Source organism: Aliamphritea ceti, from assembly GCF_024347215.1.
GTDB lineage: Bacteria > Pseudomonadota > Gammaproteobacteria > Pseudomonadales > Balneatricaceae > Amphritea > Amphritea ceti.
In genome coordinates, this window is record NZ_AP025282.1 from 3,705,139 (window position 1) to 3,731,065 (window position 25,927).

At 43.5% G+C, this 25,927-nt stretch carries 25 protein-coding genes; 13 read left to right on the forward strand and 12 right to left on the reverse strand.

Annotated features, from left to right (window positions below; all coding sequences use genetic code 11):
- Positions 1 to 37: 37 nt before the first annotated feature.
- Positions 38 to 424, forward strand: coding sequence for a nuclease-related domain-containing protein (locus OCU49_RS16955; protein ID WP_261841740.1), 387 nt, complete (start codon positions 38 to 40; stop codon positions 422 to 424).
- Positions 425 to 710: 286 nt separating this feature from the next.
- Entirely contained in the window at positions 711 to 1,061 is a 351-nt protein-coding gene (locus OCU49_RS16960; RefSeq protein ID WP_261841741.1) for a hypothetical protein, read from the forward strand.
- Between the two features lie 73 nt (positions 1,062 to 1,134).
- Here OCU49_RS16960 and OCU49_RS16965 read toward each other — a convergent pair whose 3' ends face one another.
- The 6 genes from OCU49_RS16965 to OCU49_RS16990 all read right to left on the reverse strand — a co-directional run bounded on the left by OCU49_RS16965 (position 1,135) and on the right by OCU49_RS16990 (position 6,929).
- Positions 1,135 to 1,875 (reverse strand): hypothetical protein, encoded by a 741-nt coding sequence (locus OCU49_RS16965; RefSeq protein WP_261841742.1) that lies wholly within the window; start codon positions 1,873 to 1,875, stop codon positions 1,135 to 1,137.
- Between the two features lies 1 nt (position 1,876).
- Complete coding sequence (locus OCU49_RS16970) at positions 1,877 to 3,604, reverse strand: P-loop NTPase fold protein (protein ID WP_261841743.1); 1,728 nt, start codon at positions 3,602 to 3,604, stop codon at positions 1,877 to 1,879.
- 490 nt (positions 3,605 to 4,094) lie between these two features.
- Complete coding sequence (locus OCU49_RS16975) at positions 4,095 to 4,373, reverse strand: hypothetical protein (protein ID WP_261841744.1); 279 nt, start codon at positions 4,371 to 4,373, stop codon at positions 4,095 to 4,097.
- 90 nt (positions 4,374 to 4,463) lie between these two features.
- Positions 4,464 to 4,922 (reverse strand): hypothetical protein, encoded by a 459-nt coding sequence (locus OCU49_RS16980; protein WP_261841745.1) that lies wholly within the window; start codon positions 4,920 to 4,922, stop codon positions 4,464 to 4,466.
- 92 nt (positions 4,923 to 5,014) lie between these two features.
- Positions 5,015 to 5,758 carry an HNH endonuclease family protein gene (locus tag OCU49_RS16985; RefSeq protein ID WP_261841746.1) on the reverse strand — a complete coding sequence of 248 codons (744 nt, stop codon included), beginning with the start codon at positions 5,756 to 5,758 and terminating at the stop codon, positions 5,015 to 5,017.
- Entirely contained in the window at positions 5,751 to 6,929 is a 1,179-nt protein-coding gene (locus OCU49_RS16990) for an AAA family ATPase (RefSeq protein WP_261841747.1), read from the reverse strand. The genes OCU49_RS16985 and OCU49_RS16990 overlap by 8 nt, the downstream gene beginning before the upstream one ends.
- 257 nt (positions 6,930 to 7,186) lie before the next feature.
- On the opposite strand from OCU49_RS16990, the gene OCU49_RS16995 reads away from it, so the two are divergent.
- Entirely contained in the window at positions 7,187 to 7,339 is a 153-nt protein-coding gene (locus OCU49_RS16995; protein ID WP_261841748.1) for a hypothetical protein, read from the forward strand.
- A 204-nt stretch (positions 7,340 to 7,543) separates the two neighbouring features.
- On the opposite strand, the gene OCU49_RS17000 is transcribed toward OCU49_RS16995, so the two are convergent.
- The gene (locus tag OCU49_RS17000; RefSeq protein ID WP_261841749.1) at positions 7,544 to 8,152 is read right to left on the reverse strand and encodes a YopT-type cysteine protease domain-containing protein; all 609 of its coding nucleotides are present in this window, start codon (positions 8,150 to 8,152) and stop codon (positions 7,544 to 7,546) included.
- A 419-nt stretch (positions 8,153 to 8,571) separates the two neighbouring features.
- Between OCU49_RS17000 and OCU49_RS17005 the strand changes: the two genes are divergently transcribed.
- Positions 8,572 to 8,928 carry a c-type cytochrome gene (locus tag OCU49_RS17005; RefSeq protein ID WP_261841750.1) on the forward strand — a complete coding sequence of 119 codons (357 nt, stop codon included), beginning with the start codon at positions 8,572 to 8,574 and terminating at the stop codon, positions 8,926 to 8,928.
- A 275-nt stretch (positions 8,929 to 9,203) separates the two neighbouring features.
- Here the strand turns inward: OCU49_RS17005 and OCU49_RS17010 are convergent, their stop codons facing one another.
- Positions 9,204 to 10,961 carry an amidohydrolase gene (locus OCU49_RS17010; protein WP_261841751.1) on the reverse strand — a complete coding sequence of 586 codons (1,758 nt, stop codon included), beginning with the start codon at positions 10,959 to 10,961 and terminating at the stop codon, positions 9,204 to 9,206.
- Positions 10,962 to 11,107: 146 nt separating this feature from the next.
- Here OCU49_RS17010 and OCU49_RS17015 point away from each other — a divergent pair, with 146 nt between their 5' ends.
- Positions 11,108 to 12,016 carry a LysR family transcriptional regulator gene (locus OCU49_RS17015; RefSeq protein WP_261841752.1) on the forward strand — a complete coding sequence of 303 codons (909 nt, stop codon included), beginning with the start codon at positions 11,108 to 11,110 and terminating at the stop codon, positions 12,014 to 12,016.
- Between the two features lie 380 nt (positions 12,017 to 12,396).
- On the opposite strand, the gene OCU49_RS17020 is transcribed toward OCU49_RS17015, so the two are convergent.
- Positions 12,397 to 12,840 (reverse strand): CopD family protein, encoded by a 444-nt coding sequence (locus OCU49_RS17020; RefSeq protein WP_261841753.1) that lies wholly within the window; start codon positions 12,838 to 12,840, stop codon positions 12,397 to 12,399.
- A gap of 504 nt (positions 12,841 to 13,344) precedes the next feature.
- A complete protein-coding gene (glpK, locus tag OCU49_RS17025) occupies positions 13,345 to 14,829 on the reverse strand; it encodes a glycerol kinase GlpK (RefSeq protein WP_261841754.1) in 1,485 nt (494 codons plus the stop codon).
- A 282-nt stretch (positions 14,830 to 15,111) separates the two neighbouring features.
- Between glpK and OCU49_RS17030 the strand changes: the two genes are divergently transcribed.
- The 5 genes from OCU49_RS17030 to ilvA all read left to right on the forward strand — a co-directional run bounded on the left by OCU49_RS17030 (position 15,112) and on the right by ilvA (position 22,281).
- Complete coding sequence (locus OCU49_RS17030; RefSeq protein WP_261841755.1) at positions 15,112 to 15,870, forward strand: DeoR/GlpR family transcriptional regulator; 759 nt, start codon at positions 15,112 to 15,114, stop codon at positions 15,868 to 15,870.
- A gap of 439 nt (positions 15,871 to 16,309) precedes the next feature.
- Positions 16,310 to 17,827, forward strand: a complete 1,518-nt coding sequence (gene glpD / locus OCU49_RS17035) for a glycerol-3-phosphate dehydrogenase (protein ID WP_261841756.1) — start codon at positions 16,310 to 16,312, stop codon at positions 17,825 to 17,827.
- Between the two features lie 267 nt (positions 17,828 to 18,094).
- Positions 18,095 to 19,096, forward strand: coding sequence for a type I glyceraldehyde-3-phosphate dehydrogenase (gene gap / locus OCU49_RS17040; protein WP_261841757.1), 1,002 nt, complete (start codon positions 18,095 to 18,097; stop codon positions 19,094 to 19,096).
- A 90-nt stretch (positions 19,097 to 19,186) separates the two neighbouring features.
- The gene (pyk, locus tag OCU49_RS17045; protein WP_261841758.1) at positions 19,187 to 20,632 is read left to right on the forward strand and encodes a pyruvate kinase; all 1,446 of its coding nucleotides are present in this window, start codon (positions 19,187 to 19,189) and stop codon (positions 20,630 to 20,632) included.
- A 344-nt stretch (positions 20,633 to 20,976) separates the two neighbouring features.
- Positions 20,977 to 22,281: a threonine ammonia-lyase IlvA gene (gene ilvA / locus OCU49_RS17050; protein WP_261841759.1), complete on the forward strand. Its 1,305-nt coding sequence runs from the start codon at positions 20,977 to 20,979 to the stop codon at positions 22,279 to 22,281.
- 163 nt (positions 22,282 to 22,444) lie between these two features.
- On the opposite strand, the gene OCU49_RS17055 is transcribed toward ilvA, so the two are convergent.
- The gene (locus tag OCU49_RS17055) at positions 22,445 to 23,071 is read right to left on the reverse strand and encodes a LysE family translocator (protein ID WP_261841760.1); all 627 of its coding nucleotides are present in this window, start codon (positions 23,069 to 23,071) and stop codon (positions 22,445 to 22,447) included.
- Between the two features lie 105 nt (positions 23,072 to 23,176).
- Between OCU49_RS17055 and OCU49_RS17060 the strand changes: the two genes are divergently transcribed.
- The 3 genes from OCU49_RS17060 to OCU49_RS17070 all read left to right on the forward strand — a co-directional run bounded on the left by OCU49_RS17060 (position 23,177) and on the right by OCU49_RS17070 (position 25,378).
- Positions 23,177 to 24,055 (forward strand): LysR substrate-binding domain-containing protein, encoded by an 879-nt coding sequence (locus OCU49_RS17060; RefSeq protein WP_261841761.1) that lies wholly within the window; start codon positions 23,177 to 23,179, stop codon positions 24,053 to 24,055.
- A gap of 218 nt (positions 24,056 to 24,273) precedes the next feature.
- Positions 24,274 to 24,954, forward strand: a complete 681-nt coding sequence (locus tag OCU49_RS17065) for a zinc metallopeptidase (RefSeq protein ID WP_261841762.1) — start codon at positions 24,274 to 24,276, stop codon at positions 24,952 to 24,954.
- Positions 24,955 to 25,051: 97 nt separating this feature from the next.
- The gene (locus OCU49_RS17070; protein WP_261841763.1) at positions 25,052 to 25,378 is read left to right on the forward strand and encodes a YciI family protein; all 327 of its coding nucleotides are present in this window, start codon (positions 25,052 to 25,054) and stop codon (positions 25,376 to 25,378) included.
- A gap of 12 nt (positions 25,379 to 25,390) precedes the next feature.
- Here the strand turns inward: OCU49_RS17070 and OCU49_RS17075 are convergent, their stop codons facing one another.
- Entirely contained in the window at positions 25,391 to 25,894 is a 504-nt protein-coding gene (locus OCU49_RS17075; protein ID WP_261841764.1) for an MOSC domain-containing protein, read from the reverse strand.
- Between the last annotated feature and the right edge of the window lie 33 nt (positions 25,895 to 25,927).

Genomic DNA, 25,927 nt, shown 5'->3' on the forward strand with positions numbered 1-25,927 from the left:
ACCTGATAAGCCTTTCTCTAAAGTCGTTAAGCAGTTCTTGTATGACATTACATTACCGGATAGCCATAAACGCGGTAAACGAGGTGAAAGATTAGTTCACAACTCTTTAACTAAGTACATGAATTCAAAGGGCTACCATAACCACTTATTGCAGGATGTAACGCTAGAGGTAGACGGCAAGACAACTCAAATTGATCATAGCCTGATATCCCTTATCGGCATCTTCGTCATAGAAACAAAGAACATGGATGGTTGGATTTTTGGGAATGCTAAAAGCAAGGCATGGACACAGTCTATCTATGGCAAAAAACATAAGTTCATGAACCCAATCCACCAGAACTACAAGCATCTGGTATTCCTCAATAAGATTTTCGATGCACCTCAACGGCTGAATAGCTTAGTCATATTTACGGACGCTAGTTAGTTCAAAACCGAAAAACCCAAAGACGTGATCAACCTGATACAGTTTTTTTCATACATGAAGCAGTACGACTATGCGGTTCTGACTTCAGAGCTGTGTGACAAACTAGTTCAACAGATCGAATCAGCACGACTAGAAGAAGGCTACGAAACAGATTTAAGGCATGTAGCTGGGTTAAAAAGCAATAGATAGCTAAGGAGAAAAAAGACAGATTCGCAATAGCGCACAGAATTAAAGAATGCTGGCTAAATTAGTCAGAGGGACACATACATTAATATAAGGACATATCATGCACATCGGACACTACATCAGCTTATCAATCGCAATAGCTGTCGGCATTACCATCGGAAACTTCTCTTCAGAACGCGCATCTGCTGCATATCATGAATACCAGCTTCAGGAAGCTAAAGAACAAAAACGACTTAAAAAGAGCCGTGAACGTAAAATCAATCAACAACTGCTCAAAGAAGCAATTGAAGACGAAAAGCGAATGCTCTCCGAAAAAGGCCAAAAATTAAAAATCACATGTGACGCTTGGGTTAAGAGCTTTGAAGAAACGCAGAGCTTTAGGGCAAAAGAACTCATGTTTGAACACTGTATTAAGTATCAAACCTACGTTAGAGAAGGTGTGTACAACTAACTTAATTAAATAAAAACAATATTCAATCATACCACCTCTCAACGATTCTAAATATTATGTAATGAATAAACATTCACTTTAAACTTTTCACTCTATCCCATTCTTTTTTAAGAATTATTCCTGCAGCCTTTTCTATCGGCGGAATTTTCGAAATAATACTAGATTCATCTTTTGTCTCCTTCATCGCAACAGCTATTGCCTCTATCAAGAACTCACTTTCTTCTTCTTTTAAATTCAGCATTAGTTTAATTTTAGTATATAAATATTGAATATCACTAAGTACTAACTCTAATAAATTTGCATTTTCCGCATGAATTTCTAATATTTTTAAATTACCAACCTCTTGGCTAATTTTTTTATTATGAATAAATCCTTCAATAACGGCCGTATGATCAACACTACCATCAATGATGGTTTGCTGACGTATTAAAGCCTCTACAATTTTTGAAACATCATCTCTTAAAATATTAATCCATGCTTGCCTGTTTTTAGATTCAGTTTCAACTCGTATTTTTCTATTTTCTAAATCATCTTTTTTCTCTGCAATGCGTTCTTGACTAGATATTGTTTTTTGAAAATTTTTATTAGTACTTTTATTTGTCATGACTACAACAAAGGCAGTAACAATCATAGCTACAATCATACTAAATATTGCAGTCCAATCCGTACTTACGGTTACAAATAAATCTGGAAAGTCTAAGCCTATTTCATTACTATTTTTTTTCATATCAAAAATTGAAAAAATATTAAGAACAACAGTTTTAATTTCATAAAAAATCAATTCAAGAGTTTCATTTATGTCTATATTCATCATGTTATCTAACTTTACTTATACGAGTATATGCTTCATATAAAACATCATGAAGATCTAAAAGAGCTGACACCTTTATTCCAAACTTAAGCTCATTAATTATCAAATCAATTTCATAACAAGAATCTTTAAGAAATTCACTCTCAGCACCAAAAATATCATCTATATTACTAAAACGATATCTAGACTTCATATACTCACAGAATCTATGAACTTCCTCTTGATGCCAATTATTTAGTGAGCCTACAAACTTAGACATGGATATATTATTAAAAAATGATTTATGCGAATAGGATCTATTAATTTTTTCCTCAACATCATGCCATGACATAAAAAACCTACCAATCAAATCTTCTTTGTCTAAATCATATAAATAATCAGACATCTCCTTAAACTTCAAAGCATAATATCTTTTAACATCATCACAATAAAAATCATTTTCTGCACTATATTTCCCAGAAAAATCCTCTAAGCTAAAATCAGTTTTTTCTTTTGAAGCACATTTTTCAAGTATTTCATTTACAGTAAACTTTCCACTTTCCACCATTCTTCTTTTTAACATATGATTATAAGTATCACACGCCTTAAACCACTCATAAAATTTAACATTATTTTCATTATCTATTATTTCTTCTAAAGACTTTAGAACTGAAGGTAAATCATCGTCTTCTAGCGAATAAAGCCTCCATATAGCAGAAGCACTTTCTTCAACCGTCATTTTTCTAGGCAAAGATAATTCATAAGAGATATCATTAAATTTAAAAACTCCTTCACAACAATAATCAATTATTTCTTCTCCCGGATTATAATATGCACCATTAAAAATATTATCTAGTATTGTATATTCTTCTTTCTCATCATTATTTTTCTCATAATTACGAATAAACCTGCTAGTAATTGAGTCTTTTATTGTTTCAATTGTAAATTCGCGTTCAAACCGAGCATAGCTAATCCTTATCACAAAATTAAGTATTTTCTTATACGCAACTGTAAAATCCACCTGATCAGATTCAGGGATTTGCTCACACAAATAAATAAATTTTCTTATAGCTCTCTTTAAAACTCTGATGTTACTAATTTTTAAATCATTTATTATCAACTTTATATCTTCTTCGATATACTGATGATAGTGAGTTGGCAACAATGACTTTGAAATTTCAAAAATATCACTTTCAGATAAACTAAATTTTATTTTATCTACAAATACTTTTTCAACATCCTCACTACAGTCTAATTTTTTTTCATTGGCTACAATTATAACTTTAGTGTTTTTCCTCTCTGCTAAGTTTAAGCATTCACCTAGCACATCTCTTATAACTTTTTTATCGCTAATTCTTTCTAAATCATCTAATACTATTACTTTATCTTTGAAATCAGAGTATAACTTATACTTATATGCACCAGACGCGCCACTTAATAAAGCACCTAACCCTCTCTCACCTGAAATTTGTGCAAGCCCATCTGTAATTTCTTTAGCCACTTTCCCTAATTTAGTAGTATCTTCTGATTCATTAAAACTTAGTGATATTATTCTATCTCTAAAATCACTTATACTATTCAAACCATACAATGAAAAAAACAAAGATTTTGTTTTATACCTTTCATTTAAAAAACCAATCAATTCATTTTCTATAAAAAATGTTTTACCACTCCCCCAATCACCATCAATCAACAACATTGGAGGGAATGAATCATCTTCTAAAAAATGAGAAATTTTACTTTTATTAGGCAAGTTAATATCCAACTAAATTTTACAATCTATCCATTTAACACTTTTTTCTCTTAAAAAACAGTATCATATTGGTATCAATTAACCTTCTATTGACCTGCCTTTGTACATAAAACGAACGCATATAAATCAACCTATTTAACCTAAATACTTTTCTTATAGGTGACACACGGCTAACACTTTCGATAGTCTCACCTATACGGCATGGAATAATAAGGATATTTCATGTCTGTCAGAAAGAAGGATCAAGCTTGGATTGTGGATGTACGACCACAAGGCACCCACGGTAAGCGCGTTATTCGTAAATTCCCGACTAATACTACCCCATCTGATAGAGTCATTAGCCTCCAAGCAGAACACACAAGCCCAGAGCTTTAAGAAGTAGCGGTTAGCTATGGAGAAACAGGGACGAATACGCAATAGCGCAAAGGATAAGGGAGTGCTGACTAAAGTAGTTAGCCAGCGGGGCGCTAGTAAGGATATAAATATGATTTTACACTTTAGGTCCCCAGCCATTTCTTTCTGCTAAGATTTGCCATTGTGGCTTTTTACTACCAATTATTTTTTCGCATGAAAAAATCAGATTATTAATTTCTCTAATACCTGATTTATCTAAAGACAATGGTGTACTTTTAGATTTACTTACAGCATGAGTCCTTTGCAAGTGAGGAGTAATACTATCAATTGCTTTAATTAAATTCTCATCTTCAGTAGAAGCCCTAATTTTTCCTAGAGCGCTCAAGTGCGCAGAAAGTGTTTTAATTTCACGCACAGACCTCAAAAACTTCTCATAACAGTTCATTATAAATTCCAAACAGTATTACAATAAATTAATTTTTATTACAAAACAAACAGATAAATATCATCTACCAACAAAATATTTATCTTTCAATTCATAATATTTATCGATTGATATTTTTATTACTACCGAACCAACTTCTTTAGCATAAGCTCCAATCGTTCCATCAGGGTAATTTTTTTTCCACTTATCAAAATCTTTTTTTTCAGAAACTCCAAGCGTGACAACTCCAACAACAGGTATAACTGAAACTGCTTTTTGAGCTTTAGATTGTGCGCGAGTTTCCATTCTAATTATTTTAATTTTATTATTATAATCATTATTCAAATCATCAATCTGGGTTTCATAGTTTATTTTAAGATCATTAATTTCTTTAACATAAGCCAGCTTATTTATATTCATTAATACTTTGTACTTTTCAGCTTCTCGATCAACCAATATGTTTGCTCTATATTTCTCATAAAAAACAATCGTCATCAAAAAAGAAACCAATAGCACCATAGAATATTTTTTATAAATCATAACAATGCTCACTAAAATCTAACTACAACCTTATTCAAAAAATATTTTATTTTATTTGTCCCGCTAGAAAAGCGATATAAATCAGCAATTAATTAAGCACAATCTAGTACCAATGTTGAACTAACATTCATTAGTTCATTTAATTCTTTAGTCCATATATTTTGACCTTTCATTGCTAAAACCAAATCAATAAACTTAGAATCATTAAGCAAATTTGTTGCAGTAGAAGCGGCATACCCTGCTTTAGGCTGGCACTCCTCTAATAAGCCTTCAACTATGCTTATTAGTCTATTTCTACTGCGAGTATCCTTTTTTTCAGTAAATACTATATAACGATCCCAAGAAGTATCTAGTAAATCATCAATTTTCTCACCGATTTCAAACCGACTTAATACTAATCTTTTAGAATGATTAAGATCAGTCACCTCAATAGTATTATTCCCCTTTATTGTTTTTCCTCTAAACCTATAAGAGCGCATATATAGATGCTCTTTTGGGTCATCAATATATGGGTTAACAATTGGCTCTTTAATTACATCATGTGTGCTTTTCGTGCCATTACATTTTTTACATGATGGCAAGAGATTTTCCCACTCAACCACCTTGTCTGGATTATGTTTTTTGTCTTCAAAATGCTCCACTTCCATGTAATTACTTTCAGATGTTAAAAGACATTCACAATAGGCACATTTACCATCACTAGATGCTAATAAGGGAGTTTTAATTTGTTCTTTATTCCATACAGAAAGACTTTCTTCTTTATAGACACCTGTTAATTCTAAAACCTTAGAGTCCGATAAAAAAGCAGGCCTAGAGGCTCTTATCAACTTAATCAAGACACTCCTCCTTAATTGTAACCAACTCCAATTTAAGAAGTTTTCTCATATGATTATTTGGATGAAGCAAACTATCTAATTCTTTATAAGCAGTCTCTGCTTCTTTATAATTTTCGTTCAAAATAGCATTTTCAAAACTGTTAATTTCTTTGTAATAAATATCAGTTCTTGTGTCAGTCATGCCCATGACATCTGTTAAAATTTCCTCTACTGTCCAGCCTTGATAACCATACTTCCTACCTTCTAAATCTCTACGATAAACTTTTCCACCTTCAGTAGCCAAGGCAATTATTTCATTTGAGTTTGCATTTTGTAGAATATGCGGACTATGCGTTGTGGTAATAAATTGTGCTTTGGGAAAAATCTCCACTAACTTCTTTGCTATCTTTGCTTGCCATTCAGGATGTAAATGAAGTTCTAGCTCATCAATCAATATCACTCCATCAAAGTCACAAGCATTTATACAAGGATTTTTAAATCTAAACTCTATTTCCTTAATGATCCCAAATATAATTGATAGGCATGATTTAAACCCTGACGATAAATATTCATAATAAATTTCACCATTAGGAGTATTAATCATTATTTCATTAGATGCTGCAAGTACTCTGCTAAAAGTATAGTTATCATCTAATATAGAAAAGCTTTTTTCAGAAAGCATTAAATTATTCATTTGCTCTTTAGTTAGCGCTTCTTTATGTACGGAGTATAAATATCTATTTACAAACCAATTTTTAACTTCATTAATATTAATTCCATTCTTAGCCTCTTCATATGACGTGTTTTCATCTTTATTTATATCTTTACCAACTGAATTCAAGGATTTATATTCAAATGATCTAGAAACCTTAAAAGACAAAAGCTTTATTGAATTTCTATACAAACCGTCAATTCTTACAGTTTTATCTGGATCAAAATCTTTTACTTCATTACTCGTGTTTTTTAATTTACCGTCAATATCTACTACAGTTTTAAAAACACCTGTATCTGAAGAAACATTTCTCTTTAATATATTAGTACTAAACATTGAAAAAGTATGCGCAACACATTCCAATAATGTTGTTTTACCAATACCATTAGGTCCACAGATAAAATTCATATTATCATTAAAGTTAACATGAAGATTTTCTACCCCACCAACCCCTATAACATTAATAGATTTTATTTTCATAAATCCTCAAAAAAATTACTTTATTGCCAATAACAAAAATCAATATTCATTAGAAAAACCATTGCCTATCTAACACTATTCTCCATTTAAAAACAGTATCATCTTGGTATCAATTAGCCTCCTATTGACTTAGGTTTGTACAAAAAACAAACACCCATATAGCCTCCTGATTAACCCAATATTTTTCTTATAGGTGACACTGCGTACACAACTTCGGTAGTCTTACCTATACGGCATGGAATAATGAGGATAATTTCATGTCTGTCAGAAAGAAGGATTCCGCGTGGATTGTGGATGTACGGCCACAAGGTACCCACGGTAAGCGCGTTATTCGTAAATTCCCCACTAAGGCTGAAGCCGTCCGGTTTGAGTCATTCGTTATTGCTGAGATCGCTTCCGGTAAGCCATAGAATCTGGAGCAGGACGACTCCCGTCTCTTAAGTGAGCTGATTGAGCTTATGGAGGGTTGGAACAACTACCAAGGTATGACGCTAGCCATGAACGGGGGAAACGGCTGATGATGGATAGGTTCTGTCAGGTGACTGATAAAGCGATAGGAACGCTGACTAAGCTAGTCAGCGATATTCAGACAAAAGATATAAATTGCACCTTTCTCAAGGAAACTGCCCTCTGACACAATCCCACTGGCCATCTAAGTCAGGATAAAATGTCTTTAATAGCGCACCCAACATGTGATCAAAATTCCCGCCTCTCTGCTTACCCTCAAAGATAATTAATCCGTAGTTAGGGTCAAACAACTGAATCGAGTCGCCAGTGTTAAGGAAAGCAATAGCATGGCCTGAGCTAGTTGTAGATGACTGAAAGTGAAGCTGATAAAAGCCTTTACCTTGCATCACAAACTCTCTGACTACACCAGAATTACGCGACACACCTGTTTTTTGCACGTTATCATCGCGAATTGAAAAGATTCTCCAAATCTCTTTGATATAACCGGTGTAATACCCTCCAAGCGCACTCGCAGGTCCGGAAGCTGCCATTGCCAGACCCTGAAAGCCCTTAACCTGGTTTTCACCAATCTTTGAATTAATAAACTGCTTGAAAGTAGAAACGTTACCTTTGGATAAGATCCAACAGCAGCATAAAGTCATACAACAACCGGCGCGTAATTCAGGCTTAAAGCGTGCAATATAATTGCTTTGATCAAACTCCTGGATAGAGCGGCCATGATAGTGCACAGCCCATTGCGACATTATATTTGGCATTTACTATTCCCTTAAAAATTAACACCTTAAAAAATTATTGTATCGATAAATTTCCAAGCCTGCGAATGAATACTGAATAACCCGTTTCTGGTAACCCATACCTGGCCATAGCCCCTTAGGTATTACCCTGAGCTACGATCTCTTCTTCCCTGAATAGCTCTCCCCTTAATATCGCCCTGAATATTTTTTCCTAAAAAAGCTGGAAGACGCTGCTCTGCTAGACCCTTTTGAGGAAATTCAAAAATATTAGATGGAAGGTGGAAAGAATCTTCTGAGCGTATCAGCTGGCATCAGAATTTCTTGCTGTATCTCATCGCCTTATGAAGCACTGATGATTTTTGTGGAAGAAATGTCGAATACATTTCTTCCACTCCACCATTGCTAGTCTTGCCGCAGTTTAAAACCAACAGAGATTAGCTATGAAATATGCCCTTGCAGGCCTCAGCGCATTAGGTGTCGCAGGTCTTATCTTCCTTGCCAGCAGTGTTACTTCTGAAATTGCATTCGCTGCAGATCTGAATAACGGTAAAGCCAAGTTTCAGACTAACTGTATGGTTTGCCACGGCAACAAAGGTTTGGGAGACGGCCCTGCTGCTGCCGGTATGGCGAAAAAGCCCGCTAACATCAGCAAAAAACTGAATTCCATGTTTCAGACAGATTCTAAACTGACGCAGGATGTTATGGGTGGTAAGACAGGTATGCCAGCGTTTAAGGGCATTCTGAGCCAGAATGACGTTAGCGATATATTCGCGTATATCCGCAGTATTAACCCTTAACTCCCCTTCTTTAAACCTGAAAGCCCCCTCATAAACAGCCACCCTAAGGGATGGCTGTTAAAGAATGGCTGCTTAAAGAAAGACTGTTTAAAAACGCTTTCAGGTTTACCTTATTCAAGTTTCTCAGGTGTCTGGTAGTAGCACGACATGGCTTCTGTCCCCCGGCAATAGAGTCTCCGTATTACACAGACACCTGCGAAGCTTTCTTTGCACAAGCTTCTATATACAGCCAGCTGAACAAACAGCTTTAACAAACAAACTTTGCACAACAACAGTTATTGCTGCTGCACGTACACCGGTTGCCCGCCGAAATAGGTTTTCCTAACCTGTGTATTACCAATATCCGCCGGGGCTATCGCAAAAACATCCCTGTCCAGCACGATAAAGTCTGCAGCTTTACCGACCGTGATTGAGCCGGCACGGTCTTCTACCCGCAGCGCTTTAGCGCCATTCATGGTAAACATCACCAGCGCCTGCTCAAGCGTTACTTTCTGATCTGCCCATAGTTGTTCACCGGGGCGTGATCCATCAGGTGCCTGACGGGTTACAAAGGCTTCAATCCCCGGCCATGGATTCACGCTGGCAACCACCGGCCAGTCTGAACCGGCAGTTGGGGCAGCGCCCGCTTCAATCATGCTTCTGGTGGCACAATAACGCCCTGCTCGCTCTTCACCCAGCAAGGCCTTCATGCCGTCAACCAGGCCACTAGGAAACCAAAACATCGGCGAGTAGTTCGCGACTGCATTTAACTCAGCAAAGCGCGCAACATCATCTGGGTCGACCAGGCAGGCATGGGCTAAATCGTGGCGCAAGCCACTGTTACCGTTTTGTTTGCGTGTTGCCTCTACGGCATCCAGCATAACTCTAACGGCTCGGTCCCCTACAGTATGCGCCTGCACAGTAACGCCAAGGGCATCCATCCAGATCAGGTCTTCTGTCAGCTTTTCAGGGGTAACTTCCAGCGCTCCTCTATTATCATTACCGGCAGGCAGATAAGGCTCAATAAAAGCGGCTGTTTGTGTCGGCGGAATACCATCAACGGCGATCTTACTGAAACGGGTATTTACTTCAGGGTTATTATTCCCGGCATTGATACGGGCAATAAAAACGGCTTTGTCTTCTTCTGTCGTTACCTTACCTGCATGCCAGCCAATAGATAACGCCGCGTGTAAATTCAGTTCACCCTGATTATCCAGCGCCAGATAGGTGTCTATTTCAGCATCGCCGGCAAATGAGTCTTTCACCCCAACAATGCCGTAGCCGTGTAGCGTATCTACCGCTTTGCGCATCGCCATCTGATATTGCGCTGCTGTACGGCCAGGTACTGCACGGCGAACCAGCATACCCGCACCTTCATGAAAGAAACCTGACATTTGCTGAGTTTGCGGGTCCCGCACGATCAGGTCAGCAAATGCCTGTTCTTCTGCCGGGGTAATATTGGCAGCCGTCATCGCCACACTGTTAACCAGTACGTTGTGATTACTGAAATCCCGCAATACCAGAGGATGCCCCTGTGCCGCCTCATCCAGCTTTTGCAGAAAGTCCGCCGCATTCGCAGTAGCCTGCTGCTGTAAACCTGGCCCCCAGGCACCACCTTCAATCCAGCTTCCTGCAGGCGTTTTAGCTGCGCAGTCTGCAACGGCTTTTAATAACCCGGGAATGTCGGTGTCGTTAGCAAAGTTACAGGTAAAAAGGGCTTCCTCCCCTCCGGATAAGGCGTGAATATGACTGTCATATAATCCGGGGATAATTCGCTGATTCGCCATATCTTCCGTGACAGTACCCGGATGATCGGCAATATATGCCTGCACCTCTTTATTACTGCCAACCAATGCAAACTTGCCATCTTCTACAACAAAAGCCTCAGCTGAAAGATTCGAGGAATCCGAGGTAAATACCTGTGCATTTACAAATGCTTGCGGAGCAGCCGCCAAAGAAAAGCTGTAGGCTGACGCGATAGCGCCCACCAGCAAAAGACTGCTTAATTTTTTAGACGCAATGCGCGGTGCGACAAGCCTTAAGTGAGCTGACATTCAATTACCTGCATAATTAATACAAAGAAATATCTCTCACCGATATTACTTGCTCTGTAAATGCACAATAAACCACATTTCTTTCACATCTTTGTTGCATAATATGCACGATAAAGACGTATTCTGAAGCACAAAGGAAGTAATAAATGGACCGCATACTGGCTGCTGAAGTGTTTGTTGCCACTGTTGAGCAAGGCAGTATTACTGCGGCAGCAACAGCACTGAATATGTCCCGCTCTATGGCATCACGCTACCTTAGTGAAATGGAAAGTTGGGCGGGTAACAGGCTGCTGCACCGTTCCACACGGAAGATATCGCTAACCAGTACCGGAGAAGATGTGCTCAGTGACTGCCGTCAGTTACTGGCAATTGCCAACAACCTGCCAGACCAGCACACCACGGAAGATCTGCCACCAAAAGGCAACTTACGTATCAGCTGTTCACAGTTTCTGGCGCAAAGTATTTTACCGACGATTTTGCAGCGTTTTCTGCGGGACTATCCGCATATCTGTATTGATATTCATATCAGCAATGATGCTGTAAATCTTGTCGAACAGCGGATCGACCTGGCTATCAGAATTACCAATGCTCTGGACCCTAATCTTATCGCCCGACCTTTAGGTAAATGTTCTTCGGTGCTCTGTGCAACCAGTAGCTACCTGGAGTCAGCAGGTGTTCCTCAGACCCCTCAGCAACTTATTGATCATAACTGCCTTACCTACTCATACTTCGGTAACAGCCTTTGGCATTTTCATGATCAGCAAAGCGATAACCAACAAAGCAGTGAAATGACAGTACCGGTGAGCGGCAATCTAAGCGCAAATGAGTCCATGACCCTGATGGAATCGACTCTGCTAGGTATGGGAATCAGTCATCAACCCAAATTTGTTGCTACGCCTTATCTGCAAAGCGGTCAGTTGCAGCAAGTGCTGGTTGATTACACGCTGGAGCAAATGAATATTTCCGGTATTTATCAGTCACGTAAAAATCAGCCGCGACCTTTACGACTGCTACTTGACCACCTGGTTGAAGAATTTGCCGTGCTTGATCTCTGATGCAACCCATTGACCCTGGTTGCGAGGACTCTGATAGCAAGAATAAGAACAGGAACAGCCGCTGAAAGTCAGTGCAAAGTATCAAAGACAAGTCTCTGAGATACCGCTGAAAAGATCTGCGAATAAATGCCTGAAATTGAAAATTGTCTCCGGGCCTTAACCTTTTATTTACCTTTCCAACTGTATAAATGTTTTCCTACATTTCTGTAGCACATAACTGGCGTTTTGCAGCTCTGTATATGAGACATATAAACAAGCCGTATGCGCCAGCAGTAAACTCTCATACCCGTTTACAACAAGCCCTGTCAGCATCTGCTACATGAAGGAGTGCCCCCCCGTATTCCCTATCGGTTAAGTTGCTTCAGGGCTTGTTTTTTCTTTTAGAAAAACCAGCCCGTCTTAAATGACACACCAACCACGACAAACAGCACTGAGAAAATCGTCACCGGAATAATATGCCACGCCAGTGAACCAAGGTTATCAGCAGACAGTTTAGGAATGACCCGCAGGCGGGCATCCAGCGCAAAACCCAGCGTACACAACAGTAGAATGACTTTGATGCTTATGACCCGGGAAATCGGGTGAGAGAAATCAAACCACAGTGAAAAGTCAGGCAGTAATCGGAATGCCAGGTGCAATCCCGTTAATACTTGAATGATCAGCGCCGGGATACCAACCTTTTCAAACCCGGATTCAAATGCCTGAATATAAGCAACATCAGAATATTTAAGCACCCTTGGCAAAACTCCCAATGCCAGCACCAAATGTCCACCTGTCCAGACGGTTGCCGCTAAAACATGAAGCAATAAAAAAATTTCGTACATTGTGCAGCGCCCCATAAAAACATACTGAGAATGATTCTTAACTCTCTACCTTATACTCTCTGCGGGCTGGAGAAGAATTGATATAGCTCAGGTGAATCAGATTGCTGGTAAATTTATGGCATTTTTTGCTGCAGCCGCAAACAAAAATGTAAGGGATCACTTCGCTTAAAAAGCTATGTTTTCGTCAAAGTTCTGAACATAGTCCACAGTCAATACCTAACGCTGTTTATTTTGTTATTTTTTTTGCCATAATTTCTAATATTTATTATTGATATATATAACTATTTGATTTTAATAGATTTATTTTTAGATGGTGCGAATATGAACGATTTGTTAAAACCCCTGTAATGACGCGGCCTGAAGCCATCTACCCAAATAATACTCACAGAGTTATCCACAGATTTTGTGAGTAATCTCTTTCTGCTTTTCTCCTTTGTTCAGGCATAAAAAAAGAGGCCCTCAGATTTCTCCGGGAGCCTCTTAAAGAGCAAAAAAATTACACCTTTACTGGCCGCTCTGCACTCTTCTTACTGCGTCTTTCCAGCCAGCATAAAAACCGTCACGTCGGGATTTTTCCATACTCGGCTCAAAGCGCTTATCGCAGCGCCACTTCTCTTCAAGCTGTTCCAGTGATGTAAAAACACCCGCCTGAAGGCCGGCAAGATAAGCCGCACCTAAAGCCGTTGTTTCTATAATCTCAGGCCGGTCAACATTGGCACCGAGAATATCGGCTAAAAAGTTAAGCACCCAGTTATTAGCCACCATGCCACCATCTACCCGTAAGGTTGTTGGCCGGACTCCATCGCTTTCCATCGCCTTTTGTAAATCTTTGGTCTGGTAGCACACCGACTGCAAACCGGCAGTAACGATTTCTTTAATGCCAGTATCGCGGGTTAACCCAAAAATCGCGCCGCGGGCATCAGGGTCCCAGTAAGGTGCGCCCAAACCGGTAAAAGCAGGTACCAGAAATACACCATGATCCAGCGGTGTCTGCTCCGCCAGTGGTTCGGTTTCGCCCGCCCCCTGAATCAGCTGTAAACCATCACGTAACCACTGCACAGCTGCACCGGCCACAAATATGCTGCCTTCCAGCGCATAGGTAGTCTTGCCATTCAAACGATAAGCCACGGTTGTGAGTAAGCGGTTTTCAGATTTCAAAGCCTGCTCACCGGTATTCAGCATCAGGAAGCAGCCGGTACCGTAAGTACTCTTTGCCATACCCGCCTGGAAGCAGGTCTGGCCGAACAGTGCGGCTTGCTGATCGCCCGCTATGCCCAGCACTGGTACTTCAGCCCCGAGTAACTCAGCATCTGCAATGCCGAAATCAGCAGCAGAATCCATTACCTCAGGTAACATATTGGTTGGAATATCTAACAGCTGTAACAGCTCGCTATCCCATTCCTGAGTGTGAATATTAAAGATCATCGTGCGGGAAGCATTGGTCGCATCAGTGCGGTGTACTTTACCGCCCGTCAGCTTCCACAGCAGGTAACTGTCAACGGTACCAAATGCCAACTCCCCTGCTTCAGCACGGGCACGGGCACCAGGTACCTCTTCCAGAATCCAGCGCAGTTTAGTGGCTGAAAAATACGGATCCAGCAGCAAACCGGTTTTTTCCTGAACACTGTCACCATGCCCCTGATCACTCAGTTGGCGACAGTATTCCGCAGTACGGCGGTCTTGCCACACGATTGCGTTGTAAACCGGTTCGCCGGTCTGCTTATCCCATACCAGGGTCGTTTCCCGCTGGTTGGTAATGCCTATTGCTACCAGCTCGCTGGCGCTTACAGCCGCGTCTTTCAATACCTGACGCGACGTACGTAATACGGTGTCCCATAAATCTGCCGGGTTATGCTCGACCCAGCCATCATTCGGAAAATGCTGCGCGAACTCTTCCTGAGCAACCTTATGAACCCGGCCTTCAGCCGTAAACAGAATCGCTCTGGAACTGGTTGTCCCCTGATCGATTGATAAAATATAGCCTGACATAGGAAAGCCTTTCTAATGGACCTGCTGCGGCAATAAACAACCGTCAGCAAAAAATAATTGTTCTTTTCGGTATTTCACTATTTAGGCTAAATTAACACAGTGATTTTCGAATATGAACTTTAACCGCATTTACCGGTGAAAATAATGACGCAATTTGCCCCGTATGCGATAATTTTCAACCGTTCGGCCCCATCAGTTTCAGATGAGGAATACACCGGCAAACATTCCCCCAAGATGGGTAATTAACCGGTACGAGACGTAACCGATAAACAGGGTCAGCCAATGAATCAAAGCCAGCGCCATGCGGAAATTCTTAAACTTGTGCAACACAAAGGCTTTGTCAGTATTGATGAGCTGGTGACACATTTTCAGGTCACTCCGCAGACCATTCGCCGCGACCTGAACCAACTGGCTGATGAGAAAAAATTGCTTCGTCATCACGGCGGTGCCGGCGGCGAATCCAGCACAGTGAATGTTTCTTACCAGTCGCGTAAGATCATGAATCTGGAAGCAAAAGAACGTATTGCCCGGGAACTGGTAAAACTGATCCCAGACGGCGCGTCTCTGTTTATCAACATTGGTACAACCACTGAAACCATTGCCCGCGCTTTACTTAACCACCGGGACCTTAAGGTTGTTACTAATAACATCCATGTAGCAACAATTCTGGCCACTAAAGAAGACTTTACTGTCATTATTGCTGCCGGCGAAGTACGCCACCGCGACGGCGGTATCGTGGGTGAAGCCACCAGCGACTTTATCAGCCAGTTCCATATGGATTTTTGTATCATTGGTATCAGTGGTATTAGCCCGGACGGCTCATTACTGGACTTTGACTACCGTGAAGTACGGGTTGCCCAGGCAATGATTGAGCATTCCCGCAGTGTCATTCTGGCGGTCGATAATTCTAAATTTGGCCGCAGCGCTATGGTAAAACAAGGTTCGATTACCCAGGTAGATCACCTCTACACTGACATGCAGCCACCACAGGCGATCAGCGAAATTCTCGACGAGCACGAAATTCATTTACAGATTGCCTGACCTTACCGGCCTGACTCTGCCTTCCTTCTGCAGGAAACTGTAAACCTCAGATTTCCCGAGACTAATGCACCTTAACTCTTCTTCTGTAGCTGTCTGATATTTTTACCATTCAGACAGTTTTAGCGTCCTCCTGAGCCGATTTAAGTACCTTCTGTGACAGTTATGTTACCTAGCTCATCTGCAGGCAGCAGCGACGCCAGTGCTTAACTGCACTTTTCTTTCCGGATATTCATCCATTACCTGCGTATCTGTACCGTTAAATTTTCATGAAATATTCACTTTTTGTTCTTTTATAGTTGATTTTGTTCGTTAACGAACATTATCATTAGTTCATCGAACATAGATTGCACGCACAGCTCGACTAAAAAACTCGGCTAAAAAGTTCTACTAACCAGAGCTTGTCATCATGTGCATACATCCGCTGGAGGAAACAAAGATCATGGCTAAACAGCACCAAATATACGACCTGTTTGTCGTCGGTGGCGGCATCAACGGTGTAGGCATTGCTGCCGACGCTGCAGGCCGGGGGCTTAGCGTATTTCTCTGTGAAATGAACGACCTTGCATCAGCAACTTCGTCGAACAGCAGCAAGTTGATCCACGGTGGCCTGCGCTACCTTGAATACTATGAGTTCCGGTTGGTTAAAGAAGCACTGGCAGAACGGGAAGTACTCCTGAAAAACGCACCGCACATCATGTGGCCACTACGCTTTCGCTTGCCTCACCGACCACATCTGCGTCCCGCCTGGATGATTCGTGCCGGTCTGTTTCTGTATGACCATCTGGCAAAGCGCGTGACTCTGCCAGCCTCAAAAAGTATCAAGTTTGATCCCTCCGGCCCGCTGGTTAAAGGCATTACCAAAGGCTTTGAATACTCAGATGGCTGGGTAGACGACGCTCGTTTAGTGGTTCTGAATGCACAGCAGGCTCAGGCCAAAGGTGCAAAGATTAAAACCCGCTGCCGTTGCATTGCCGCAGTCCGTAAAGATGAGCTGTGGGAAGTCAGTGTTGAAAACATACTGACAGGTAAGGTTAAAACTATTCGTAGCAAGGCACTGGTGAATGCTGCCGGCCCCTGGGTGTCCAGCTTATTCGCCGACACTATGGAAATTCCTGCACCGAAAAAGATTCGTCTGGTTAAGGGCAGTCACATCATCGTGCCGCGTATCCATGATGAAGAGCAGGCTTATATTCTGCAAAATGAAGATGGCAGAATAGTATTTGTGATCCCCTATGAAGAAGCGTTTTCATTAATCGGCACTACCGATGAAGAATATCAGGGTGATCCGTCTGCAGTGACTATCAGCCAGGCTGAGATTGATTATCTGATAGATATCAGCAATCAGCACTTCACCACCCAGATCGATAACACCCAGATTATTCGCACGTATTCAGGCGTGAGGCCTCTACTGGATGACGATGCAGAGAACGCTCAGGCAGTCACCCGTGATTACACTTTTGAAGTGGACGCACCACTGAATCAGGCGGCGCTGTTATCGGTATTCGGCGGCAAGATTACGACCTACCGTAAACTGGCACAGGCTGCCGTCGATAAGCTCTGCGAGCATTTCCCGCAAGCCGGCCCACAGTGGACGGCTGACGCCGCCCTGCCCGGCGGTGACTTTCAGAGCAAGACTGAATTACTCGAGCAGCTGCAACGCCAGCACCCATGGCTGCCACAACAAACTGCACAACGCTATGTACGCAGCTACGGCACACTCAGCCATAAGCTATTGCAACATATCGATAGCCTGGAACGTATGGGCCAGCACTTTGGGGCGGGGCTTTATGCCTGTGAAGTGGAGTATCTGCTGAAACACGAATGGGCTGTCAGCCTGGAAGACATCCTCTGGCGCAGAACCAAACTGGGTCTGTTCCTTAATCCGGCACAGACATCCGCATTGCAGGAATATCTGAACCGGTATTTCAACTTTAAAAACCTCGACGCAGCCTCATGATGGGCACTTTAAAGCAGGTATCTGCCTGACGTACCCCGATGCTTATGCTTAAGTGCTATTAACGAGAACCTTAGCTAATCAATTATATAAGCACTTATATAAGCCACTTATATAAAGCCTTTATAACAAGCACTTATAGAAAATTTCTTATAGAAAAAGCGCTTACAGAAAGCTCTTATAGATAGAAAGCATCGGAAAAACCTTTGTACAGCCTGCGTTGAAAACTTTGTCACCAGACAGCAACTTTAAGTCAGTAAGGGGTTAAGTATGACAATACGTGTAGCTATTAACGGCTTTGGCCGTATTGGTCGGAACATTTTACGGGCGCTTTACGAGTCCGGTTACCGTGAGCAGATCCAGGTCGTAGCGATCAACGACCTGGGGAATGCCGCTATCAATGCACACCTGCTCAGTTATGACTCTGTACACGGTCGTTTCAATGCTGAGGTAAGCGTCGATAATAATGCTTTGCTGGTTAACGGTGATATCATTCGTATTTATGCAGAGCGTGATCCCGCAAAGCTCCCATGGCAAGCTCACAAAGTTGATGTCGTCTATGAATGCACCGGATTGTTCACCAACCGCGAACAGGCCGCAGCGCACATCAGCGCAGGTGCCAGGAAAGTCCTCATTTCGGCCCCCGCAGCAGACGTCGACGCAACCATTGTGCATGGTATAAACGACCATATACTCAGCGCTGAACAGCAGGTTGTTTCTAATGCGTCCTGCACTACTAACTGTCTGGCACCGGTAGCAAAATCACTGAACGACAGCATAGGCATCGAAAGCGGTTTAATGACCACTATTCACGCCTATACCAACGATCAGAAACTCAGCGATGTTTATCACACGGACCTTTACCGTGCCCGTGCCGCTGCTCAGTCAATGATTCCAACTAAAACAGGCGCAGCTGCTGCTGTCGGGCTGGTTCTTCCAGAACTTAACGGCAAGCTGGACGGTATGGCTGTTCGGGTACCAACGATCAACGTATCACTTGTCGATCTGAGCTTTATTGCCGAGCGCAGTACCAGTGTTGAAGAAGTAAACCGGATCATCAGCGACGCAGCTGCCGGACCACTGGGTAAAGTGCTGAAGGTAAATACACTGCCACTGGTATCTATCGATTTTAATCACAACCCTGCTTCATCCATTTTCGATGCCACCCAAACCCGGGTAAATGGCCGAATGGTTAAAGTTATGGCCTGGTATGACAACGAATGGGGATTCTCAAATCGTATGCTGGACAATACTTTAGCCTGGAATCTGTGATGAAACTGTAACTTAAACACTATATCCTTAAAGGCCTACTCCATTCAGGGCCTTTTTGGATAAGGCCCACTTTCGATGTAAGGCTAAAACATGCAACGCAGAACGAAGATCGTCGCCACCTTAGGTCCCGCCACCAGCTCCCCTGAAAATATCGCCGCTTTAATTACCGCCGGTGTTAACGTCGTCCGTATGAACTTCTCCCACGGTTGTGCGGAAGACCATATGGAACGTACCCGCGTAGTACGTGAAGAAGCCGCGAAACAGAATCGCTTCGTCGCCATTCTCGGAGACCTGCAAGGCCCTAAGATCCGTATCTCACGTTTTGCCAATGACAAAGAAACCCTCACCGTTGGCCAGAGCTTCGTTCTGGATGCAGAACTGGACGGTAACGCCGGTGACAGCACCCAAGTTGGGATTGACTACAAAGAACTGGTTACCGACAGCCAGCCGGGCGATATCCTGCTGCTGGATGACGGCCGCTTAGTCTTCGAAGTCACCTCTGTAGAAGGTCAGAAAATACACTGTATCGTTCAGGTAGGCGGCGTGATATCTAATAATAAAGGTATCAACCGTAAAGGCGGCGGCTTATCTGCAGCAGCCCTGACCGAAAAAGATAAGCAGGATATTCTGCTAGCTGCCAAGCTAGATGTGGATTTCCTGGCGGTCTCTTTCCCACGTGACGCGGAAGACATGAACAATGCCCGCAAACTGATGGAAGCGGCTGGCTGTAATGCTAACCTGATTGCCAAAATTGAGCGCGCTGAAGCCGTCGAAGATGACGCACTGGATGGCATCATTGCAGCCTCCGACGGTGTGATGGTTGCCCGTGGCGACCTGGGTGTTGAAATTGGTGATGCTGAACTGATCGGTGTTCAGAAGCACATCATTGAACGTGCCCGGACCGGTAACAAAGTAGTTATCACCGCGACACAAATGATGGAGTCTATGATTAGCTCACCACTGCCAACCCGTGCTGAAGTATTCGACGTTGCCAACGCGGTACTCGACGGCACCGACGCAGTAATGCTGTCTGGTGAAACGGCGATGGGTGATTTTCCAATTGAAACCGTTGAAGCAATGGCCCGTGTCATTGTCGGTGCCGAACAGCACCCTAAGAGCAACGTTTCTCAACACCGTATGCACGAGTCATTTACCTACATTGATGAGTCTGTTGCCTTGTCGGCAATGTATGTGGCCAACCACCTTGAAGGTGTTAAGGCGATCATCTGTATGACAGAAACCGGTGCAACACCGCTGATTATGTCCCGGATTCGCTCACAGCAGCCAATCTACGCATATTCCCGACTGACCAAAACTCAGCACCGGGTATCTATGTACCGCGGCGTTAAAACCATTCCATTCGATGTTAGCGCAGTGCCTAACGCCGAGATTAACCAGCGAGCTGTTGATGAGTTGGTAGAGCGTGATGTACTCGAAGAAGGTGATCTGGTTATCATCACTAAGGGCGACTATGTAAACGCTCAGGGTGGTACTAACACCATGAAGATCGTCAGAGTGGGTGCGAAGATCCAGTAACGGACTCTTATACCGCGCTAACCCGATACCTAATAAGCCCTGCACTGCAGGGCTTTTTTGTGTCAGCAGCTTCTGATTAGCCGCTTCGGTTTAAAGATCTCTGACGGGCAGTTATTGACGTACAGACCCAAATAGATAATCATATTAACCATGAACCTACACCGAAACGACAGCCAGAATATTATTATCATCATTTCTCAGGAAGTGGTGGGATAGCGCGTGTCGTAGCTAAATTGGAAAACCCGCCCAGCAAGGCGGGTTTTTTTATAGCTAAAGAAAGCCTCGCCAGACATTGCCGATGCGGGTAACCGATTTTTCAAACACTGAAAATACGGAGCCACACAATGCCTGAAGCCGCTAAAAACAGCAGCCTGACAGCCACCTCTTTACCTACAGCCGGTACATATTATCCGCAGCTGGAAGATATCATTGCGGCCGAAAAACGCTTACGAAGCGTAGTTAACCGAACCCCACTTATTCGCAGCCAAAATCTGAGTGAACAGTATGGCGCAAATATCTACCTTAAACGAGAAGACCAGCAAGTGGTCCGCTCCTATAAGATCCGTGGCGCCTACAATAAAATCCTTTCCCTTAGCACCCAGCAACAGCGCCAGGGTATCGTATGTGCCAGCGCGGGCAACCACGCACAGGGCGTTGCATATGCCTGTGCCCTGCTGGGCTTGAAAGGCACCGTGTTTATGCCCGTGCCTACTCCGGCTCAAAAAGTGCAGCAAGTCCGAAAGTACGGCAAAGACGCTGTTGATATCAGATTAGTCGGCGACACCTTTGATGAGGCTTATCATCAAGCTAAGGTTTTCTGTGAGGCTCAGCAAGCTTCATTTGTGCACCCATTCGATGATCCGAAAGTTATCGAAGGCCAGGCCTCAGTCGGTGTAGAAATACTTGATCAGCTGGATCAGCCTGTTGATCTGATGATAATGCCCGTCGGTGGTGGCGGTCTGGCATCCGGTTTATCTGCTTACTTCAAGGCGCAGTCGCCAACAACACAGCTAATCGGTGTCGAACCCGAAGGCGCAGCTTCGATGAGCAGCTCTATTGCCACAGGTAATAACCAGACACTTGCAGAAATCGATACCTTTATCGATGGTGCTGCCGTGCAGCGAGTCGGCGAAAAAACCTTTGAGATATGCCGGCAGAACCTGCAACAAATGCTCACAGTACCGGAAGGTAAGGTATGTTCAACCATGCTACAGCTCTACAATCAGGAAGCCATTGTCGTTGAACCCGCTGGCGCATTGTCTATCGCAGCACTGGACAGTTTAAAAGAAGAAATCCGCGGCAGAACTGTTGTTTGTCTGATCAGTGGTGGTAACAACGACATCCACCGTACCGAAGAAATCAAAGAACGGGCTATGCTCTATGAAGGCCTTAAGCATTACTTCATGGTTAACTTCCCGCAACGTGCTGGCGCCCTGCAGGAATTTCTGGCCAATGTTTTAGGCCCTGAGGATGACATTACCCACTTCGAATACTCGAAGAAAAGTAACAGCAGTAAAGGCCCTGCCCTGATCGGCATAGAGCTAAATAAGAAAGAAGATTTTCAAAGCCTGCTACAGCGCATGGAAGAACAGCGGGTACGCTTTGAATATCTCAACGACAAGCCTGACCTGTTCCGCTTTCTGGTGTAATAAAAGTGTAAATATCTTAAACAACATATAACTAAGTAGAACGGCTCAGTGGCCCCGGCCACTGAGCTTAATTACTCAATTGCTTTGTTCTACTGCCCTACTCTACTGATTTGTTCTACTGCCCTACTCTATTACCGCTCTCTACTATTAAGCACACAACTATTCAGGCATTAATTGCCAGCTTAGCCCCCAACCCCACTAAACAAGCTCCTGTTACTCTCTCAATCCAGACCCTCGCCCGGGCAAACATCTGATTAAATCGCGGATGAGTTAAAAGCAGTGCCACTATGCCAAACCAAACAAAGTGCGCCACTGAAATAAACACACCGATTAACACCTGAATAATCAGCGGCGTAGCCGGATCAACCACCTGAGTGAACAGTGCGATGAAGAACAAAGCAGTCTTGGGATTCAACGCGTTACAGATAAAGCCATTTTTAAAAGCCGTCCAGCCTGCGACACCTGAAACAGCCAAACCCGTTTTACTGCCCCCCTCCCCTTTACCAGGCAGAAAAGCACTTACGCCCAGCCATATCAGATAACCGGCCCCTAAATAACGCATGACCTCCAGCAACCAGACCGCTTCTGCCATGATGTACCCCAGACCAAACAAGGTATACACCACATGCACCGACACACCAGCTGCAATCCCAATCGCAGTTGCGAGCCCTGAACATCGGCCATACATAAGGCTGTTACGGGTTGTGATCGCAAAGTCAGGCCCCGGGCTGATCACTGCAAGCAAGATGACAATTCCAATCAGTACAAACTGAGTTTGCGCTTCTATCATGATAATAAACCTCACACTAATGCTTGATTGGTTTAATTATCAATGTTGAATTATTAATTAAAAATCGAAATAAAATACGAATTTATGTGAGTTATACTCACACATATGAAACTGAATAACTTACCCCCTTTAGGTCCCCTGAAAAGCTTTTGCGCTGCGGCAAAACACCAAAGCTTTACTAAAGCAGCTCAGGAACTGAACCTGACACACGGTGCTATCAGCCGGGCGGTACAACAGCTTGAACAACATTTTGGCCAGACCTTATTTCTGCGCCGAAACAGACGTATTTATCTGACCGAGAGCGGCCGTTTCTTTGCTGATAAAGTCACTGCCATGCTGAAACAGCTTGAAATAGCCAGTGAACATATGCGTGCCAGAGAAACTGAAACCTGTATCTCTGTATCTTGTGAACCGTCACTCGCCATGCGCTGGCTGATGCCCCGGCTCAGTCACTTTTATGCGCAAGTTCCCGGCGTAGAGGTACATCTTTCAACGGCCGGTGGGCCTGTCGACCTTGCCGCGCAGAATATCGACCTGGCCATTCGTCGCTCGGACTTCCAGTGGCCGGCAGATTACTGGGTAACACCGCTAACCAAAGAACGAATTGGCCCAGTCTGCCATCCCGGCTATCTTGATAAGTTAAACCAGCAAACGGCAGTGCTTCTGCATACCCGCACCCGCCCGGCAGCATGGGCGGACTGGCAAACACTGAGCGATCAGGAAATTACCTTTACCGGCGAGCAGTACTTCGACCATTTCTATTTCAGCTTACAGGCTGCGGTAGCAGGATTAGGCATCGCTATTGGCCCGGAATCACTGGTCACCGATGACCTGAACATGGGTCACCTTGTAGCCCCCTTTGGCTTCATCACAACTGACACTGACTATGTGGCTCTGACTTTAAAAAACCCGCAGCGCACTGAGCTTCTGAATAGTTTTATTAGCTGGCTGGAGCAAGAGTTATCGGTGCCTCTTCAGGTTTAAACAGTGAAGCAATCACTGTGCACAGACGGCATCTGTTACTAAACTTAAAGATGTTCAGAAATACTGAGAATTTAATCACTCCGCAGTCATCCTGATAATTACGCTACAGTGCAGGCGAAGATAAAAGCATTCAGATATTTGTACTGTATGATGAACATCCGTCTTAAACCGACGTCTGATAAGTTAACCCTAAATAGCAGCAACACGGACACTTCCACATGCTTTTTATCCTGCTTGGTCTGATACTGATGATTTTGGCGTTTGGCCCTCAGTACTGGGTCAGACATATTATCCGTAAGCATCATACGCCGATGGAAAATATGCCCGGCACAGGCGCAGAGCTGGCAACACATCTGATCGAACGGTTTAAACTTGAGGGCGTACAGGTACAGGAAACAGGGCCGGATCAGAATTATTACTCACCGGGCGAGAAGATCGTCGGCCTTTCTCCGGATGTGTACCATGGCAAGTCACTCTCCGCTGTTGCTATCGCCACCCATGAAGTTGGTCATGCTATTCAGTACGGCCGTGAAGAAGCTGTTAGTAAATTACGCAGCAAATATACGGTGCCGGCAAAGATGGTACAGGGTATTGGTATTTTCATTCTATCCAGTACTCCTTTTATCGGCTTGCTGGCCAAAGCCCCCGCCGTTATGGCGCTGACCATAGTGGCCGGCATCGCTACTATGCTGGCATCTGTGGTTTTCCATGCGATGATCCTACCCGAAGAATACGATGCCAGCTTTGGTAAAGCGCTGCCTATTCTCAGCGAAGGCTATGTGCCAGAAGAGCATTTACCAGCCATACGGGAAGTACTAAAAGCCGCCGCTTACACTTATGTTGCCGGAGCACTGGCTGACATTCTCAGCGTCTGGCGCTGGCTGCTGATTTTACGCTGAAATTGTTGTTTTCACTTCCGTGCTCTTATTTCTTCGCTCGCATTTCTGCAAAAGCCACTAAGCTTATCTGACACAGATAACGCGAAAGGAATTCAGCATGACGCAATATATGATCACCTATCTGGGCGGCAACCAACCGGCAACGCCGGAGGAAGGCAAACAGCACTTTGCCAAATACATGCAATGGCTGGCGTCTTTAGGCAGCGCTGCGGTGAGCCCTGCTAATCCCTTAAAAGCCACTTGCGTGATGCATCCTGATGGTCAGGTAACCGAAGGCGGTATGACCGGTATGTCAGGCTTTACACTGATCGAGGCTGAATCCATGGACGCTGCACAGGCAATGGCTAAAGACTGCCCCTTTCTGGAGATAGGTGGATCACTGGAAATATCAGAACTGATTAAGATGCCGAAGCCAGACTACTAAGTAGTCTGGCTGTTACTCTTCAGGCGGTTGAGCGATCACTGCATCACCAATACGAATGGTACCTGTGCGCAGAATTTTGGCACATAGCCCGCCATGCCCGAGCATTGCAGCTACCCCACCCTTCCCAAGAGCAGCTTCCATTCTGGAGCAGGGATGACACAAAGCTGTCGCTTCGAATAACGCGTCGCCAATAGTGAATTGCTGATGACGCAAAGCCGTGAGATTAATATTCTTTACCACTAAGTTGCGGCGCAACACACCCGGTTGCAGATCATCCAGCCCGGTAAAATGACGAATCATCTGAATATATTCTTCAGAGATAATCGTTATCTGCCGGCCTGACCCAGGTGTTTTGTCACAACGGTGGTCCCCCTGTAAACCTAAGGTTTCCAGCGCCTCTGCTTCCGTGACTTCCAGCATATCCTGCTTACGCCCCGGACGCAGACCAATCCAGCTGAGCTCTCCTGGCGGCAAATCTTTTACGAAACGTCCGAACAGAAATTTTTGCGCTTTCATCAGCTGAATCCCCTTTTAGTTTTTTAAGACAGT